The 16,679-nt window shown below is 70.5% G+C and carries 12 protein-coding genes and 2 pseudogenes; 5 read left to right on the top strand and 9 right to left on the bottom strand.

All coding sequences use genetic code 11. The annotated features are described in order from the left end of the window. Positions 1-11: 11 nt before the first annotated feature. Positions 12-674: a dihydrofolate reductase family protein gene (locus LVQ62_RS10970; RefSeq protein WP_233761584.1), complete on the top strand. Its 663-nt coding sequence runs from the start codon at positions 12-14 to the stop codon at positions 672-674. A 68-nt stretch (positions 675-742) separates the two neighbouring features. On the opposite strand, the gene LVQ62_RS10965 is transcribed toward LVQ62_RS10970, so the two are convergent. Next, the gene (locus LVQ62_RS10965) at positions 743-1,153 is read right to left on the bottom strand and encodes a hypothetical protein (protein ID WP_179481249.1); all 411 of its coding nucleotides are present in this window, start codon (positions 1,151-1,153) and stop codon (positions 743-745) included. Between the two features lie 97 nt (positions 1,154-1,250). Beyond that, positions 1,251-2,429 (bottom strand): S9 family peptidase, encoded by a 1,179-nt coding sequence (locus LVQ62_RS10960; protein WP_233761582.1) that lies wholly within the window; start codon positions 2,427-2,429, stop codon positions 1,251-1,253. A gap of 274 nt (positions 2,430-2,703) precedes the next feature. Here LVQ62_RS10960 and LVQ62_RS10955 point away from each other — a divergent pair, with 274 nt between their 5' ends. After that, positions 2,704-4,206: an HNH endonuclease signature motif containing protein gene (locus tag LVQ62_RS10955; RefSeq protein ID WP_233761580.1), complete on the top strand. Its 1,503-nt coding sequence runs from the start codon at positions 2,704-2,706 to the stop codon at positions 4,204-4,206. Positions 4,207-4,307: 101 nt separating this feature from the next. Here LVQ62_RS10955 and LVQ62_RS10950 read toward each other — a convergent pair. Both LVQ62_RS10950 and ligD read right to left on the bottom strand, forming a co-directional pair. Continuing rightward, positions 4,308-5,395 (bottom strand): annotated as a pseudogene (locus LVQ62_RS10950) (ATP-dependent DNA ligase). A gap of 3 nt (positions 5,396-5,398) precedes the next feature. Next, on the bottom strand, positions 5,399-6,427 hold the full coding sequence (ligD, locus tag LVQ62_RS10945) for a non-homologous end-joining DNA ligase (protein ID WP_233761578.1): 1,029 nt from the start codon (positions 6,425-6,427) through the stop codon (positions 5,399-5,401). A 216-nt stretch (positions 6,428-6,643) separates the two neighbouring features. Between ligD and LVQ62_RS10940 the strand changes: the two genes are divergently transcribed. Next, complete coding sequence (locus LVQ62_RS10940; RefSeq protein WP_208052221.1) at positions 6,644-8,503, top strand: endonuclease/exonuclease/phosphatase family protein; 1,860 nt, start codon at positions 6,644-6,646, stop codon at positions 8,501-8,503. Positions 8,504-8,604: 101 nt separating this feature from the next. After that, positions 8,605-9,051 (top strand): peptide-methionine (R)-S-oxide reductase MsrB, encoded by a 447-nt coding sequence (msrB, locus tag LVQ62_RS10935; RefSeq protein ID WP_208052222.1) that lies wholly within the window; start codon positions 8,605-8,607, stop codon positions 9,049-9,051. A gap of 84 nt (positions 9,052-9,135) precedes the next feature. On the opposite strand, the gene hemQ is transcribed toward msrB, so the two are convergent. From hemQ to LVQ62_RS10910, 4 genes and pseudogenes are all read right to left on the bottom strand, one after another. Further along, positions 9,136-9,849, bottom strand: coding sequence for a hydrogen peroxide-dependent heme synthase (gene hemQ / locus LVQ62_RS10930; protein WP_208052223.1), 714 nt, complete (start codon positions 9,847-9,849; stop codon positions 9,136-9,138). A gap of 31 nt (positions 9,850-9,880) precedes the next feature. Further along, positions 9,881-11,284: pseudogene (gene hemG, locus LVQ62_RS10925) on the bottom strand (protoporphyrinogen oxidase). A gap of 79 nt (positions 11,285-11,363) precedes the next feature. Beyond that, complete coding sequence (locus tag LVQ62_RS10915; RefSeq protein ID WP_233761571.1) at positions 11,364-13,256, bottom strand: family 43 glycosylhydrolase; 1,893 nt, start codon at positions 13,254-13,256, stop codon at positions 11,364-11,366. Between the two features lie 112 nt (positions 13,257-13,368). Next, positions 13,369-14,799, bottom strand: coding sequence for a PLP-dependent aminotransferase family protein (locus LVQ62_RS10910; RefSeq protein ID WP_233761568.1), 1,431 nt, complete (start codon positions 14,797-14,799; stop codon positions 13,369-13,371). Positions 14,800-14,861: 62 nt separating this feature from the next. Here LVQ62_RS10910 and LVQ62_RS10905 point away from each other — a divergent pair, with 62 nt between their 5' ends. Beyond that, the gene (locus tag LVQ62_RS10905; RefSeq protein ID WP_233761566.1) at positions 14,862-15,563 is read left to right on the top strand and encodes a YitT family protein; all 702 of its coding nucleotides are present in this window, start codon (positions 14,862-14,864) and stop codon (positions 15,561-15,563) included. On the opposite strand, the gene hemE is transcribed toward LVQ62_RS10905, so the two are convergent. Next, complete coding sequence (gene hemE / locus LVQ62_RS10900; RefSeq protein ID WP_233761564.1) at positions 15,520-16,566, bottom strand: uroporphyrinogen decarboxylase; 1,047 nt, start codon at positions 16,564-16,566, stop codon at positions 15,520-15,522. The genes LVQ62_RS10905 and hemE overlap by 44 nt on opposite strands. Positions 16,567-16,679 lie beyond the last annotated feature (113 nt).

Below are 16,679 nucleotides of genomic sequence, written 5' to 3'. Positions count from 1 at the left end.
TGGATGGCACAGTGCGCCAACTCATTCCAAGCCCTTCCGCCGAGCTTAGCGACGCCGAGCTGGTGCGGCTCTACTCCACGGAACCCGCCCAGGACGAGCCGCGGACGCACGTGCGGCTCAACATGGTCTCCACCGTGGACGGCGCCGCTGCCGGTCCGGACGGCCTGTCCGGGTCGATCGGCTCCCCCGCCGACCGACGGGTCTTCGACGTGCTGCGCGCCTGGGCGGACGTCGTCCTCATCGGGCGCGGAACGTATGCAGCAGAGCAGTATTCGGCGCTGACCACCCCGGAACACCTGGCGTCCTTCCGCACCGGCCCCGCACCCCACCCGGACCTTGCCGTGCTGACGTCCACTCAGCTCTCGGCGCAGCCCGCGACGCCGGAGCGCGGAGCCGTCTACTCCGTGTCGGGCGCGTTCGACGAGGTGCTCGCCCGGTTCCGACGGGACCGGATGACACGGGTGCTCTGCGAAGGCGGTCCGCACCTGGCGAGCTCGATGCTCGAACACGGGCTCGTCGATGAGATCTGCACGACGACGACGCCGATGACGCTGTCCGGCATCGCGATCCGCACGCTGTCCGGTCCCGCCCACCGGTCCGACCTGGAACTGCTGTCGCTGGTGGAGCAGGACTCCACGCTCATCGCCCGCTGGGGGGTCGGAAGCGCGGGGTGACACGGTGCCGTAGATACGACGAAGCCCGCGGCCGATGGCCGCGGGCGACGTGGGTCAGGTGAGGACGATCAGCCGATCGACTCCGGTTCGTTGCTGAGGTCGACCTTGGCGACCGCCTGCTGGCCCTTGTCGGCCAGGTAGGACTCCGCGGCGACGTAGGCGCCACCGAGGGCGAGCGCGGCAGGCACCCGGCCGAGCGGCAGGAGCCGCGCGAGACCGATGACCGGCACCGACGCGAGGCCGACGATCAGGCTGGGCAGAGCGATCTTGGCGAGCTGCTCCTGCGCGGGCGGGATCGGCAGCCCCTTGGTCGAGACCGTGAACGCACGGGGGCTCGACGGGTCCTGCACGATCGTCGCGGCGTAGGCGCCGCCGACCAGCGCCACGGACAGCAGCCGCCGTTTGGGGAGCGCGCTCGGTAGCAGAACACCGAGGGCGAGTGCTGCGGCGGGGCCGGCGGAGAACGGATTGACCTTCACGTGGCTTCACTCCTGGTGCTCGGGGTCATGCGAGATGAACCGACTCTACTCACAGACGCGAGACCCCGGCCCGGGTCGACCGTCAAGAGCAGCCGCGCTATTCGTCGTCGGCGCCTCGCCCGGACTCGGCCACCCGCGTCCGCACGAAGGTCTCGACCACGGAGCGCCACCGCTGCGGGTCGACGTTCCACTCCCGACAGTGCAGCGCGGTGTGCCAGGTCTCGAGCTGGATGACGTCGGGTCGGGCCTCGGCCAGGTCGCGCGAGGGCTCGTAGGGCACGAAATCGTCGTCCACGGAGTGGATCAGCAGGGTCGGCACCCTCAGTTCGTCGGCCCGCGCGATCCAGTCGGTGTGCGGGATCGACAGCGGAATGCTGACCCCACCGAACGACTTGCTCCACGACTGACCGACGAGGCGCTGGGCGGCATGGCTGAGCGCGAGCGGCAGACGGTGCGCGGCCGCATGGGAGTCGATGACCTGCCGCCAGCTCACCACCGGGGCGTCGAGGACGACCCCGACCACTTTGTCGGCGTACGCCGAGTGGTCCAGCAGCTGCAGCACGATCGCGCCGCCCATCGACCACCCGAAGAGCACGATGCGCTGCGCGCCGCGCTCGACGGCGTACGCGAGCGAAGCTTCGATGTCGCGCCATTCGGACAGTCCCAGGTGGTAGCGACCGTCGGCGTTGGGCGGGGTGTCGACGTCGTTGCGGTAGCCGGGCACCAGGATCGCGAGACCGAGGTCGTGCAGCAGGGGTACGGCGCGCAGCGCCTCGGCGCGGAACGCACCGCGACCGTGCACGAGGACCGCCCACACGTCGTCCTGCGGCTGGGCCGGCTCGCTCACCCACGCGGGCATGGTGCCGAGCGGGCCGTCGTACGTCATCTCCTGCAGCTGCGTGCCGTCCTCGACCGACGGCGCCGGGTAGAAGTAGCTGCTGAACCGGGCCGGGCCGGCGGTCAGCCGTCCGAAGTCGACCGCCAGCACCTCGCGAGTGACCGATTCGTCGTCCTCGTGGAGGATCTCCCCGATCCGCGCATGGCCCGAGAACGACTGCCAATACAGGCTGTAGCGCCCGGGTGACGCCGACGCCGGCGTGCGTCGGAGGGTGACGGTGTCGGCGTCGACGGCAAGCACCGTCTCGTCCTCGGCCACCGTCTTGGCAGGTGTCAGGATCTGGCGGACGAAGTAGCCGCCGAGCCCGACGAGTGAGGCTCCGGCGACGGTGACCCCCACGGCTCCGACGGTCGCTGTCCTTCGGATGACGTGGCTCACGGCGTCATCGTGCCAGGTCGGACCGGTCGGCAGGGACGCGGCGTGGAGCCGTGCACGTGAGGCAACGAGAACGACGGCTGTGGGTCGCGTCCACCCTGTGGCTGTTGGGTGTGGACAAGTCCGTTTGCGACTGAGGGATGTGGATAACGATTGCTCGAATCATACTGTCGAATATGATAATTCGTCCTATTTGCTCTTGCGGGCGGCTTCGAACGCGCGTACGATAGGGAGCAGATCGCAAGCCCGCCAGGTGAGTGGGAGGAGGTGGGCGCGGATGAGTGTCGAGGGGATCTCACGGGTGCCTGATGCGCCACTTGCCGCCTGCCCGCCGGTGGTGCCAGCCGGTCCGGGTGCGGCGGCCGGGTTGCTGGCCGACCTGGGGGTGCTCGCCTCTCGACTGGAGGACTGGTCCGGTGCTTTGTATCAGCTCGGCGAGGCCCAGTTGGGTGGGTTCGTGGCCACGATGGTGGGTCTGGCGACCCGTGCAGAGTCATTGGCGGCGGTGGCCACCACGGAGGCGGTCACCCGCGGCACTGTGGCCAACTCGACTGCGACTGACGCGGGCGGGTGGGTTGCCGCGTGCGTCACCGAAGCGGGTTCTGCCGGGTCACTTGGCGGTGGCGCCGAGGGGTGTGCGCCGAGCGCGATCGTCGCCGAACCGGCCATCTGCCGTCGGATCGGGGTGGTCGCGACCGGGTGCGCCGACCCGCGGAACCGGGTCGTAGCCGATGCGTTGGCCGCCGGCGCGGTCACAGTGCACTGCGCGCGAGTCGCGTTACGGGAGGTCCCCAAGGTGCTGCCGGTGATCCCCGGCGCGGACCGGGAAGAGGTGCTGTCCTGGTACCTCGCGCTCTCGCACACCGGGACCCGCACCCTGCGAGACCTGTCCGCGCGGATCATCGGCCGCTTCGCCCCCGAAGTCCTCATCGCACAAGACGAACACCAGCAGGCCTGCGAAACGCTGACCTGGACCGACCTTCCCAACGGACTCACCCGGCTCACCGCCGACCTGTCCGGCGGTCACGCCGCCGTCATCAAACACGCCATCCAAGCCCTGTCCGCACCAGCACCCGCAGCATGCACTGGCCCGAACACCGCTGACACGTCTGTGGACTCGACGGTTGATGTGGTGCCGGAGCGGGACGTCCGCACCCCCGGTAAGCGCCGCGCGGACGCCCTGATGGAACTGGCCAACACCGCGGCCCGGCTGTTGGACGGGGACCGCTCCCACAGCAACGGCACCATCGGCGGCTCCGCCAGGATTATCGTCACCCTGGACCACCAGACCCTCCTCGACCAGCTCACCGCCGTCAGACGACTAGGCAGTGGCCACCAGGGTGGCCCACCCGGCCACCTACCCGGCGTGGGCCGCACGATCAACGGCGATCTGCTCGACGCGGGCACCCTGCGACGGCTCGCCTGCGACGCCGACCTGATCCCCGCAGTGCTCGGTGGTGAGTCCGAACCGTTGGACGTCGGGCGCACCAAACGCCTCTTCACCGGAGGGTTGCGTACCGCGATCGTCCATCGCGATGAAGGGTGCACGTTCCCCGGCTGTGATCGACCACCGGACTGGTGCGACGCGCACCATGTCCTGCCCTGGTGGGCCGGCGGCGAAACCAAACTCACCAACGCCGCACTGCTCTGCGCCAGGCACCACACGATCGTGCACCGCGACCTGCTGACCGCCACGGTCACCACGACCGGCGTCACCTGGGACCTCACCCCCGGACTGATGCCCCAGCGGCCCGCCCACGAGGGACGAGGCGCGGCATGAGGCTGACGGCGTTCACCACCATCGACGGCGTTCGAACACCGTCAACCGACGCCAACACCGTCAGGGTGGGAGCGGACAGCAGCCAGAGGGTGCAGTGCCGATCAGTCCGTCGCCACCCCGAGCCCCGGCACGATGTCGGTGAGGCGGAAGTTGACCGGCTCCTCGAGCTGCCCGTAGGTGCAGGACTCCGGCGTGCGGTCATCGCGCCATCGGATGAAGTGCGCGAGATGGCGGAAACGGGTGCCCTCCATGTGCTCGTACTTCACCTCGAGCACCCGCTCGGGACGCAGCGGGACGAACGACAGGTCCTTCGTCGCATTCCACCGGCTCACGTTGCCCGGCAGCCGCTGGCCCTCGTGCGCCGCGGGGCTGGACCACTCCTGCCAGGGGTGGTCATCCCCCTCGCCGAGCAGCAGGGGTTCCAACTCCTCGACCAACTCCGCGCGCCGTTTCGCCGTGAACGCGCCCACGACACCGACGTTCTGCAACCGGCCGTCTTCGTACAACCCGAGCAGCAGCGAACCGATGAGCGGCTTCTCCTGCGTCGAGGTCTTGTGCCAGCGATATCCGGCGAGCACGCAGTCGGCGGTCCGCGTGTGCTTGATCTTGAACATCACGCGCTTGTCCTGCTGATACGTGCCGTCCAGCGGCTTCGCGACGACCCCGTCCAGCCCGGCGCCCTCGAACTCGGTGAACCAGCGCTGCGCGACCTCGGATCGGTCGTCGCCGGTGTGACGTGCACCGACGGCCCGGCACCGGACAGCGCCTCGACGAGGATCGCCCGGCGATCCTCGAAGGGGCGGCCGCTCAGGTCCTCGTCACCCAGCGCCAGCAGGTCGAACGCGACGAACGACGCCGGCGTCTTCTCGCTCAACATCGTCACTCGCGACACCGCCGGATGGATGCGCTGCTGCAGCGCCTCGAAGTCCAGGCCGTGGTCGGTCGCGATCACGATCTCGCCGTCGACCACGCAGCGCTCCGGCAACTCCTTCAGCACCGCTGCCACCAGCTCCGGGAAGTACCTCGTCATCGGCCGCTCGTTGCGGCTGCCGAGCTCGACCTCGTCGCCGTCCCGGAAGACCAGCGAACGGAACCCGTCCCACTTCGGTTCGTACGACGCTCCGTCCGGGATGCCGGGCACCGACTTGGCCAGCATCGGCTTGACGGGTGGGTTCACGGGAAGTCGCATGACTCAGCCCTCCATCTTCTTGCGCGACGGCTGCACGCGCGGTGGCTCGCCCGGCATCTTCGGATAGTCCGGCGGGAAGGGCATCTCCCCCAGGCCTCGTTCGTCGACGTCCTTGTCCCACAACGCGATCGCGCCGCGTACGTCGCCCACGGCACCTCGCTGCGCCCACGCGTCACCACGGTCATCCAGCAGCTTCGGCACCGTCGCGATGGTGAAATCCTTCGTGGCGATGTCGCCCAACTCCTCCCAGCGCACCGGCATCGACACGGGCGCCCCGGGCAACGGCCGCGGGCTGTACGCGCCCGCGATGGTGCGGTCCCGGCATGCCTGGTTGAAGTCGACGAAGATCTTCTCCCCGCGCTCCTCCTTCCACCAGGCGGTGGTGACCAGCTCCGGCATCCGGCGCTCCAGCTCGCGGGCGACGCCGATGACGCCGTGACGGACGTCGAGGAACTCGTGTGTCGGCTCGATGCTCGCGTAGACGTGCAGGCCCCGGTTGCCGGACGTCTTCACCCGCGGATCGAAACCCGCCTCCCGCAGCACGTCCCGCAGCTCGGTGGCCGCCTCGACGACGTCGGCGAACGACCGCTCGGGCTGCGGGTCCAGGTCGATGCGCAATTCGTCCGGGTGGTCGTTGTCAGCGGCACGGACCGGCCACGGGTGGAAGGTGACGGTGTTCATCTGGATCGCCCACACGGCCGTGGCGACCTCGTCGAGCACCAACTGCGGGTGCGAGCGACCCGAGGGATAGGTGCAGGTGACCGATCGCGCGTACTCGGGGACCCCGCGCGGCGGGTTCTTGGAGAAGAACCGCTCCCCGTCGACCCCGTCGGGAAAACGTTCGAGGGCGACCGGCCGGTCGCCGTTCGCGCGCAGGAACGACTCCCCCACGGCGATCAGATACTGCGCCAGATCCAATTTCGTGTAGCCGTCGTCCGGCCACATCACCCGGTCCGGGCTGGAGAGCCGGACGGTACGCGGCTCGCCGCCCGGCGACTCGATCTCGAGCATGACCGGCTTGCTGGCGCTCATGCTGCCCGACCCTAGCCGCGTGCACCCCCAGCACTGCGGGATCCGCCGGGCGAGCGGCCGTCCGACGCCGAAGAGGGCAGCTCCGCGTTCACCGAATGGCCATCCGCGCCCCTCCCGCGGGCCCTCTCAGGATGCATACAGTCGAGCGACCGACTCCACCCGCGATCCACCGTCGCGCCGCGGAGAACCGCACCGTCACAGATAGGAAAGCTCACCATGCCCCGCATCTCGACCAGCAGACGCACCCTCAGCGCCTTCGGCACCGTCACCCTCTGCGCCACGGCAGGCCTCGCCCTGTGGCAGCCGGCCGCCCACGCCGCATCCGGCACGACCATCGACCAGATCCAGGGCGCGGCGCATGTCTCGCCGCTGAAGGGCCAGACCGTGCAGGGCGTCGCCGGCCGCGTCACGGCCACCAGCCGCACAGGCTTCTGGATGCAATCGATGACGCCCGACTCCGACCCCGCGACCAGCGAGGGGATCTTCGTCTACACCAAATCCGTGCCCACGGTCAGCGCCGGCGACGACGTCACCGTCGCGGGCACCGTCGTGGAGTTCCGCCCCGGCGGCAGCGGCGGCGTCGGCAACCTCAGCACCACCGAGCTGAGCGGGGTCACCGTCACCGTCGTCAGCACGGGCAACCCGCTGCCCGCCCCCGTGGTCATCGGCCGCGACCGGATCGCGCCGCAGCAGACCGTCGAGCAGGGCAACCCCGGCAACGTCGAGACGGCCGAGACCCCGTTCGACCCGTCCCGCAACGCCCTCGACTTCGATGAGTCCCTGGAGGGCATGCGCGTCGCCGAGCTGAACGCGAAGGCCGTCGGCCCGACCGCCGTGTCGTACGGCGAGACGCCCATCGTCCCCGGGCAGAACGTCCGCGCGATCTCCACTCCGCGTGGCGGGGTCCTCTACTCCGGATACGACCACCCCAACTCGATGCGGCTGATCCTCGACACCGCGCTGCTGCCGACGGCGAGTGTGCCCAGCGCCGCGAACGTCGGCGACCGCTACGCCGGCCTCACCACCGGCGTCATGGACTACACCTTCGGCAACTTCCACCTGATGGCGACCTCGGTGGGCCAGCGGCGCTCCGACGGCCTCACCCGTGAGGTGACGGCACGCGCCTCCCGCTCCCAGCTCGCGGTCGCGACGTTCAACGTGGAGAACCTCGCGCCGCAGGACCCGGCGACCAAGTTCAGCCGGCTCGCCGGCCAGATCGTCACCAACCTGCGCGCCCCCGATCTGGTCGCGCTGGAGGAGATCCAGGACAACAGCGGCGCCACCGACGACGGGACCACCGATTCCTCCGCGACCGTCGCGAAGCTCGTCGCCGCCATCAGCGCCGCGGGCGGCCCGTCGTACCAGGCGCGGTGGATCAACCCGCAGGACAAGACCGACGGCGGCCAGCCGGGCGGCAACATCCGGCAGGTCTTCCTCTTCCGCACGGACCGCGGCCTGTCGTTCGTGGACAAGAGCGGCGGCACAGCGATCTCGTCGACGACCGTGATCGGGAAGGGCGCTCGCACCTCGATCAGCGCCTCCCCCGGGCGCATCGACCCGACGAATGCCGCGTGGGACGACTCCCGCAAGCCGCTGGTCGCAGAGTTCCGCTGGCAGGGCGCGCCGGTCTTCGTCATCGCCAACCACTTCGATTCCAAGGGTGGTGACGACCCCCTGATGGGCCGCTGGCAGCAGCCGGTCCGCAGCTCGGAGAACCAGCGGCACCAGCAGGCCACCCTCGTCCGCGGTTTCGTCGACAGCCTGTTGTCGGCGAACAAGAAGGCGAACGTCGTCGTGCTGGGCGACCTCAACGACTTCGAGTTCAGCGCGACCGCCGACATCCTGGCCGGTCACAGTGGCACCCGCCTCACGGACCTGCCGCGCACGCTTCCGAAGAACCAGCGCTACACCTACGACTTCGAGGGCAACAGCCAGGTGCTCGACCACATCCTGCTGAGCCCGGCGCTGTCCAAGGGCTCGGCGTACAGCTACGACATCGTGCACACGAACGCGGAGTTCAGCGACCAGGACTCCGACCACGACCCGCAGATCGTCCGGCTGCACATCGGCGGCTGAGCACCAGCTGACGCGCCGCGACCCGTACGCCGCCGCCCTGCCGGAAACAACCGGCCGGTCGGCGGCGTTGGTCTAGGTAGTCCACCCGAGAGGAATCCGCCATGTTCGGTCGCACCACCGACAAGTCCGAAGACACCAACGAGAAGACCTACCCCGTCACCAAGTCCGACGCGGAATGGCGCGAGCAGCTGTCGCCGGAGGAGTACCAGGTGCTGCGCAAGTCGGGCACCGAGCGCGCGTTCACCGGCGAGTACACCGACACGGAGACGACCGGCATCTACAACTGTCGGGCGTGCGGCATCGAGCTCTTCCGCAGCACGGGCAAGTTCCACAGTCACTGCGGGTGGCCGTCCTTCTACGAGCCGTCCGAGGGCGACAACGTCGAGCTCATCACCGACCGCTCGATGGGCATGAAGCGCACCGAGGTGCGCTGCGCCAACTGCGGTTCGCACCTGGGCCACGTCTTCGAGGGCGAGGGGTACGACACCCCGACCGACCAGCGCTACTGCATCAACTCGGTCAGCATCACCCTGCAGCCGACGTCCTGACGTCTTCCGCACGACGACGAGGGTCGCGGCGCGCTCCATGGAGCGCGCTGCGACCCTCTCGCCGTGTTGGAGGCTCAGCTCAGCTCAGCGCAGGGCGGTCGCGAAGTCGGCGACGCTCGTCTGCGGGCCGGTGAAGAACGGCAACTCCTCGCGCACGTGCCGGCGCGCCTCTGTCTCCCGCAACGCGCGCATCAGGTCCACGATCCGGTGCAGCTCGTCCGCCTCGAACGCCAGCAACCACTCGTAGTCGCCGAGCGCGAACGACGCGACGGTGTTCGCGCGCACGTCGGCGAAGTCGCGTGCCGCCAGACCGTGATCGCGCAGCATCGTGCGGCGTTCGTCCTCCGGCAGCAGGTACCAGTCGTAGGAACGCACGAACGGGTAGACGCAGAGATAGCGCTTAGCGGGTTCACCGGCCAGGAACGCCGGCACGTGACCCCGGTTGAACTCTGCGGGCCGGTGCAGCCCGACATTGGACCAGAACCCGTCCAGGTGCCGCCCGAGCGGCGTCGCGAGGAAGCCCTTGTACGCCGCCTGCAGCGCCTCGATGGTCTCGGCGTGCCACCACACCAGCAGGTCGGCGTCGGCGCGCAGCCCGGACACGTCGTACATGCCGCGGACGACCACTCCCTCGGCGTCCAGCCCCTTGACGAACTGCTCGGTCTCCCCGACCAGCTCGTCCCGGTCCGCGGGGAGCTCGCGGGCGACCGTGAAGACCGAGTACATCGTGTAGCGGATCGAGGCGTTGATCTGCTCGGCGTGCTCGGTCGTCGGCTGCGGGTTGTCGTGGTGCGTCATGGCCCCATCGTCCCAACGTCGCCTGACCGCCTCACAGCCGGGTGACCAGCTCCTCGGCCGCCCTGCGCCCGGACGCGATGCAGGCCGGGATCCCGACCCCGTCGTACGCCGCACCGGCCAGTGCGAGCGTCGGGTGCGCCGCCGCGGCCGCGCGGACCGAGGCGACCGTGTCGAGGTGACCGACCGCGTACTGCGGCAGGCCGCCGCCCCAGCGGCGCACCTGCGCATCGACGGGCTCCGGCATCGCGCCGACCGCCTTCTGGAGGTCCGCCAGGCCGATCCGGATCAGGTCGGCGTCGTCCTTCTGCAGCACGCGTTCCTCGCCGTGCCGCCCCAGGGACACCCGCACGAACCGCAGATCCGGCACCGCGTCCGTGAGCCACGGCCACTTGCTGCTGCTGAAGGTGGACGCCTTGATCTGCGCTCCGTCGACCGGGGGCACCAGGAAGCCCGTCGTCCCCTCGAACGCCGCGCCGTCCGACGCGCGGAAGGCGAACGTCACCAGCGCCATCGATGCGTACTCGATGGTCCGCAGCGCCGCCGCCGCGTCGGGTGCCGGGTCGCTCAGCAGGCGCGCGGTCGGCGCCGCCGGGGTGGCGAGCAGCACCGCGTCGGCATGCACCGTGGTGGCGGGCGCGGCGTCCCCGGTGCCGGCGCCGGACTCCGAGCCGGTCAACCGCAGCCGCCATGCCGGACCTTCCGCCGTCAGGCCGCAGACGACCGCACCGGTGCGGATCGTGACCCCCGCACCGCGCGCCGCCTCGACCAGACGGGCCGGCAGGGTGCCCAGACCCCCGTCGACGGCGGCGAACACCGGCTCGTCCCGGCGGGCGGCGCCGACCTCGGCCGCGCGCGCCGCGGTCTGCAGCAGGGAGCGACCGGTGGCAGCTGCCTCCCACAGGGCCGGCATGCAGGCACGCGCGGACAGCGCGCGGGCGTGCCCGGCGTACACCCCGCCGAGCAACGGTTCGACCAGGCGGTCGACGACCGCACTGCCGCAGGCGCGTTCGACCAGGTCACCGATGCCGATGTCGGCACCGTCGAGGTCCACGGAACGCTCGTCGCGCACCCGGGCCACCTCGTCATCGGTCAGCAGGCCGCGCAGCTACGACGGGTCGGAGGGCACACCCATCAACGTGCCCGCGGGCATCGGAGTCATGGCGCCCCGGCTCCACAGGCTCGCGGGGAATCGCTCCGGATGCACCAGTGGAGCGTCGATCTCGGCCATCAGCTCCAAGGCCTCGGGTCGTCGTGCCAGCACCGACTCGGCACCTCCGTCGACCACGTGGCCTGCCACCCGGATGGAGTCGAGCTTGCCGCCGAGCCGCGACGTGCTCTCGAGCAGCACGACGTCGTGGCCCGGATGCCGGGTCGCCAGGTGCCAGGCGGCGGCAAGCCCGGTGATGCCCCCGCCGACGATCGCGATCGTGCTCATGGGCACAAGCCTCGCAGCCCGTCGCCGGCGTCCGAGCGGCAGCCGCCGAAGGCAGCGCGTCCGCGGCTGCCAGTGAGGGTCAGTACACGTCGACGGCGTCGAGCTCCGCGTAGAACGTCGACTTCGTGAGCGTGATGGTGTTACTGCCGCGGTGCAGTCGCACCGGGTAGTAGACGGTCGACCAGTTGTCCCACGTGGTGTTGGGGAAGATCACGTCCGGCGCGCGGCGCCCGTCGACGGTGATCAGGTCACTGGAGGACACCGGGTATCCGCTGCGGTCCAGCGACCCGTTGCCGAACCGGATGCCCAGGATGGCGCGGCCTGCACGGGCTCGCTGGACGGTGAGGGTCACCGAGCTGTCGGCGTTGTCCAGGCCGCCGACCTTCTCCCCGCCGGATGCACTGGGATCAGCGATGACTCGTGCATCGACGATCACCCCGCCCTCGGCCTCGTACCGCGTCGGCATGCGACCCGGCGGCGGTGCGGTGGGCGTACGGTCCGGCGCGACGGGGCTGCGGTAGAGGTCGATCGCGTCGAGCTCGGCGTAGTACGTCGCCTTGGTCAGGGTCACGGTGTTCCAACCCCGATGGAGGCGCACGTCGTACGCGGTCGTCGACCAGTTGCCCCACGCCGTGTTGCGCAGTGTGACCGTGCCGGCCGCGCGCCCGTTGACCGCGACCTTGTCCGTGGCTGCGACACCGTTGCCCGACGCATCACGCGAGCCGTTGTCGTAGCGGATGCCGAGCGTCGCCGGACCGCTGTGGTCCGCGGCGATCCGCACGGTGACAGAGCTGTCCGGGTTGTCCAGGTAGCCCACCTTGGCCTCTCCGGAGGCGGTCACGTCCTGCACGACGCGAGCGTCCGTGACGGCCCCGTCCTCTGCCTGGTACCGGACGTCGGCGCTGTCGACGCTCGGCACCCCGCTGCGCGACCAACTGAGCCCGCTGACGTACATCGCGCGGTAGCTGTACGTCGGGTCCCATCCGTGGAAGACGATCTTCGTGCTGCCGTCGGCCGCGGTGATCACGTCCTGTCCACCCGGCCCGATCACGGTGCCGTGGAAGAGGTCGGTGGTCATCAACTCGGTGTGCGACTGCGTGAACGGTCCGGTGAGCGACGTCGCGGTCGCGTACCCGGTGCGGTAGTTGCCGCCGCCGAAGTCGTTGGCGGAGAAGAAGAGGTAGTAGGTGCCGGCGTGCTTGACCAGGGTCGGCGCCTCCACGACGTGCCCCTCGAACGGCAGGTCGTTCGAGATGAGTTTCGTCGGCGGCCCGGTGAGGGTGCGGCCGTCCGCGGACAACGGCTGCAGATAGATGGTCGCCGGCAGCGCGCAGCAGTTGCCGTCCGCCTTCCAGAGCAGGTAGCGGTGGCCGTTCTCCACATACGTCGACGGGTCGATGGCGCCGCCGAGATCGGTGGTGCCGCGCTGTCCGTCGGGACAGACCAGTGGCTCGGTGCCGACGGGGGTGAACGGGCCGTCCGGCGAGGTGGAGAACGCCATACCGATGCACTGACGGGGCACCAGTGCGTCACGGGCCGTGTAGTACATCGCGTACCCGCCGGGCACGGCCGATACGTCGGGCGCCCAGACGCAGTCGTCGGTGGCGCCGCCAGGGGTGAAGCTGCACGGTCCGGTCCAGGCGCCCAGGGTCGGGAGCGCATCCGGGCGAGCGGTCCAGTGGACGAGATCGGTCGAGGTCTCGTGCTGGATGTTCTTGCCACCGGAATTGGTCGCGTAGGCGTGGTAGACGCGCCCGACCCGCAGGATGTCCGGGTCGGCGAAGTTGGCGTCGATCACCGGCCTGGGTGCGGACCGCGCATGACCGGAGCCGGACGGACCGTGCTGCGGACTCGGCGGCGACGCGGTCGCCGGGCTCGCCGCGACCACGGGCGTCCCGAGGGCCAGGGCGACCACGGCCATGATCGCGGCCGGGATCCATCCGAGGTGATGACGCTGACTCGATGACCTCATGCTGTGCCTCTTCACGGTGACGACGCTGTCCCGTGGATCGCCGACGTGGGCGATCCAGCTGGTGTTGCCGAGCTGCACCCAAGCTACTCACGGTGTCGGGCTGATGCGCGGATCAGCGCGACCTTCCTCCTCCGCGTGACCCCGCGTCGTCCTGGGCGATCTGCTCCCACGACCGCACCAGCGCCGGGACGGCCGCGCGTGCGGCGTCCGCGAGCGCGAACGGCGTACGCACGTAATGCTCCAGCCCGCTTCCCTGCACCGCCTGCGCCGATCCCGGATCGAGGAGTACGCCGTGCTGCCGTGCGATCGCCGCCAGACGGGTCGCTCGCGGCTTCGGCATCCGCCACCACAAGGACAAGCCGCCGGACGGCACACGTACCTCCCACTGCGGCAACGCATTTCCCAGTTGAAGCAGTGCGGCTCGGCTCTCGATGAACCCGGCACGAGCGTCCGGGTGCAACGTCGCGCTCGTGCGCATCAATTCGGCGGTGATGAGCTGCTCGAGCACCGGCGCCCCCAGGTCGAGGGTCGCGCGTGCGGCGGCGATCGCGCCCACGAGCTCGCGAGGCGCGCGGATCCAGCCGATCCGCAGACCGCCCCAGAACGTCTTGCTCGCGCTCCCGACACTCACACAGCCGCGACTGTGCGCCGCCATCGGCAGGACGTCGGGCGCCTCGTCGAGCCACACCTCGGTCAGCGTCTCGTCGACGATCCCCACCACGCCGTGGCGCTGCCAGACGCGCGCCAGCCGGGCGCGGTCGTCGTCGTCCAGCGACAGCCCGGTCGGGTTGTGGAAGTCCGGGAGGGCGAGCATGGCGCCGGCTCCTGCGGCGAGGGCCTGGTCGCGCGCCTCGCGATCGACCTCCACGGGACCGATCGGCACCGGCACCAGACGCGCACCCGTGTGGCGCAGGGCATCGACGGAGTGCGCGTAGGTCGGCGACTCGATCACCACCCGGTCGCCACGACCGATCACGGCACGGAAGACCGTGACCAGCGCGGACAGGGCCCCCGAGGTCACGAAGATCTGCGAGGGATCGGTGGGCACGCCCCGTTCGGCGTACCTGGCGGCGATCAACTCCCGCAGCTCCGGCACCCCGAGCGGAAAGTAGCCGGCGCCACCGACGTACGCCGGCAAACGCGCCGTCGCGGACTCCAGCGCCTCCCGCAGTCCCGGGGGCGCCGCCTGCGCGGCGCGCCGCAGATCGATCACGTCGCCCACGCCGTCGTCCGCCACCCACCCGGGCAACGGTTCGCCGCCGCCGACGACCGGCCCGCCCGGCAACTGCACGACGGTGCCGGACCCGCGCCGCGCGACCGCGTACCCCCGCTCCCCCAGCACGGCGTACGCGCGGGTCACCGTCGTGCGGCTGGCGCCGACCGCGTCGACCAGTTCACGCTCACTCGGCAGCCTGGTGCCGTGCAGCAGACGACCGTCGGCCACCAGCCCGTGGATCCCGTCCGCCAGCCAGAGGTAGGCCGGCCGGCCCGGATCGGGCGCGCCCAGCAGCGTCGTGAGCCGTCGGCCGGTGATGTGCTGCATAGGAATCCACCTCGTGCAGATTGGCCCTTCTTCCCAAGGCCACTTGCTGCGAAACTAGCACCATGACCGCACCACCACGATCCCCACGAGCAGCCCTCGCCGCCCTGACCCCGATGGGCCAGCTGCGCGCCGGACGACTGCCGCGCCGCGTGGTGCAGCTCTTCGTTGGCCTCACGATGTACGGCGTCGCCATGGCCATGTTCGTGCGCGCGGGGCTCGGCCTGGACCCGTGGGACGTCTTCCACTACGGCGTCGCGCGGCTGACCGGGATGGACCTCGGCACCGCGGTCATCGTGGTCAGCATCCCGGTGCTCCTGCTGTGGATCCCGCTGCGTCAGTGGCCCGGTCTCGGCACCATCGCGAACGCGATCTGGATCGGCGTCGCCACCAACATCGCGCTCGCTGTGATCCCCACGATGCACGGACTGCCCACTCAGATCTCGGTGTTCGCGCTCGGCCTCGTGATCAACGGCGCGGGCGGCGCGCTCTACATCGGCGCCCAGCTCGGGCCGGGTCCACGCGACGGACTCATGACGGGGCTGCACCGGCGTACCTGCCTCAGTCTGCGGCTGGTGCGCACCGCGCTCGAGCTGACCGTCCTCGGCACCGGGTGGCTGATGGGCGGCGTGGTCGGTTTCGGGACGTTGGCCTACGCCGTCGCGATCGGTCCTCTGGTGCAGGCGTTCCTGCCGTGGTGCATCGTGCGGCTGGACGTCCCGCTCAACGCGCCGAGCGAGAGTGCACCCGCTGCACAACCCGTGTGATCACGTCGGGGTCGGTGTCGGGGAGCACGCCGTGCCCCAGGTTGAAGATGTGCCCGGGCGCGGCCCGGCCGGCGTCCAAGATCGCGTCGATGGACCGTTCGAGCGGCTCCCACGGAGCGAAGAGCAGCGCCGGATCGAGATTGCCCTGCAGCGGATAGCGGCCACCCAGGCGGGCGTTCGCCTCGTCCAACGGAACCCGGAAGTCCACACCGACCACGTCGGCCCCCGCCTCTCCCATCACCGTCAGCAGCTCCCCCGTGCCGACGCCGAAGTGGATGCGGGGCACGCCGAGGTCCGCGACTCCGGCGAGCACGGCCGCGGAGTGGGGCTGCACGTAGCGCACGTAGTCCTCGCGCGACAGTGCGCCGACCCAGGAGTCGAAGAGCTGCACAGCACGTGCGCCCGCCTCGATCTGCACCCGCAGGTAGGTCGTGGCGATGGCGGCGAGCTTGCTGCACAACAGATCCCACGTCTGCGGGTCGCCGTGCATCAGCGCCTTGGTGTGCTCGTGGTTGCGCGACGGGCCGCCCTCGACCAGGTAGCTGGCCAGCGTGAACGGCGCTCCGGCGAAACCGATCAGCGGCACACCGTCCAGCTCCACGACCGTCTGCCGCACCGCCTGCGCGATGTCGGGCACCTGGTCGGCGGTCAGTGAGGGCAGCGCTTCCACCGCCGCGCGGTCGCGGATCGGCGACGCGATGACCGGCCCGACGCCGGGCACGATGTCGAGATCGACCCCGGCCGCGGCGAGCGGCACCACGATGTCGCTGAAGAAGATCGCGGCGTCCACACCGTGGCGGCGTACCGGCTGCACGGTGATCTCGGTGACCAGGTCAGGGGTGCGGCAGGCCTGCAACATCGGGATGCCCTCGCGCAGCGCGCGGTACTCCGGCAGGGACCGCCCGGCCTGGCGCATGAACCAGACGGGGGTGCGCTCGACCTCCAGCCCGCGCGCGGCGCGAATGAGGAGTGGCAGCTCGGTGTCGGGGCCCTGGGAGGTCACGACGCGATCCTTCCACGCGTGGCGACCTGCCCAGAACCACCGGTCCGCGTCCGCCATCCGCGGGTCGGGTGGGTTGTGGGCGCAGCGGTCACTTTCCTACGTCGGCGTACGGC

This window comes from Allobranchiibius sp. GilTou73, from assembly GCF_021391335.1.
In the GTDB taxonomy this organism is placed as follows: Bacteria; Actinomycetota; Actinomycetes; order Actinomycetales; family Dermatophilaceae; genus Allobranchiibius; species Allobranchiibius huperziae.
Note: the sequence above shows the minus strand (reverse complement) of the source record. Positions and strands in the feature narration are given on the sequence as shown.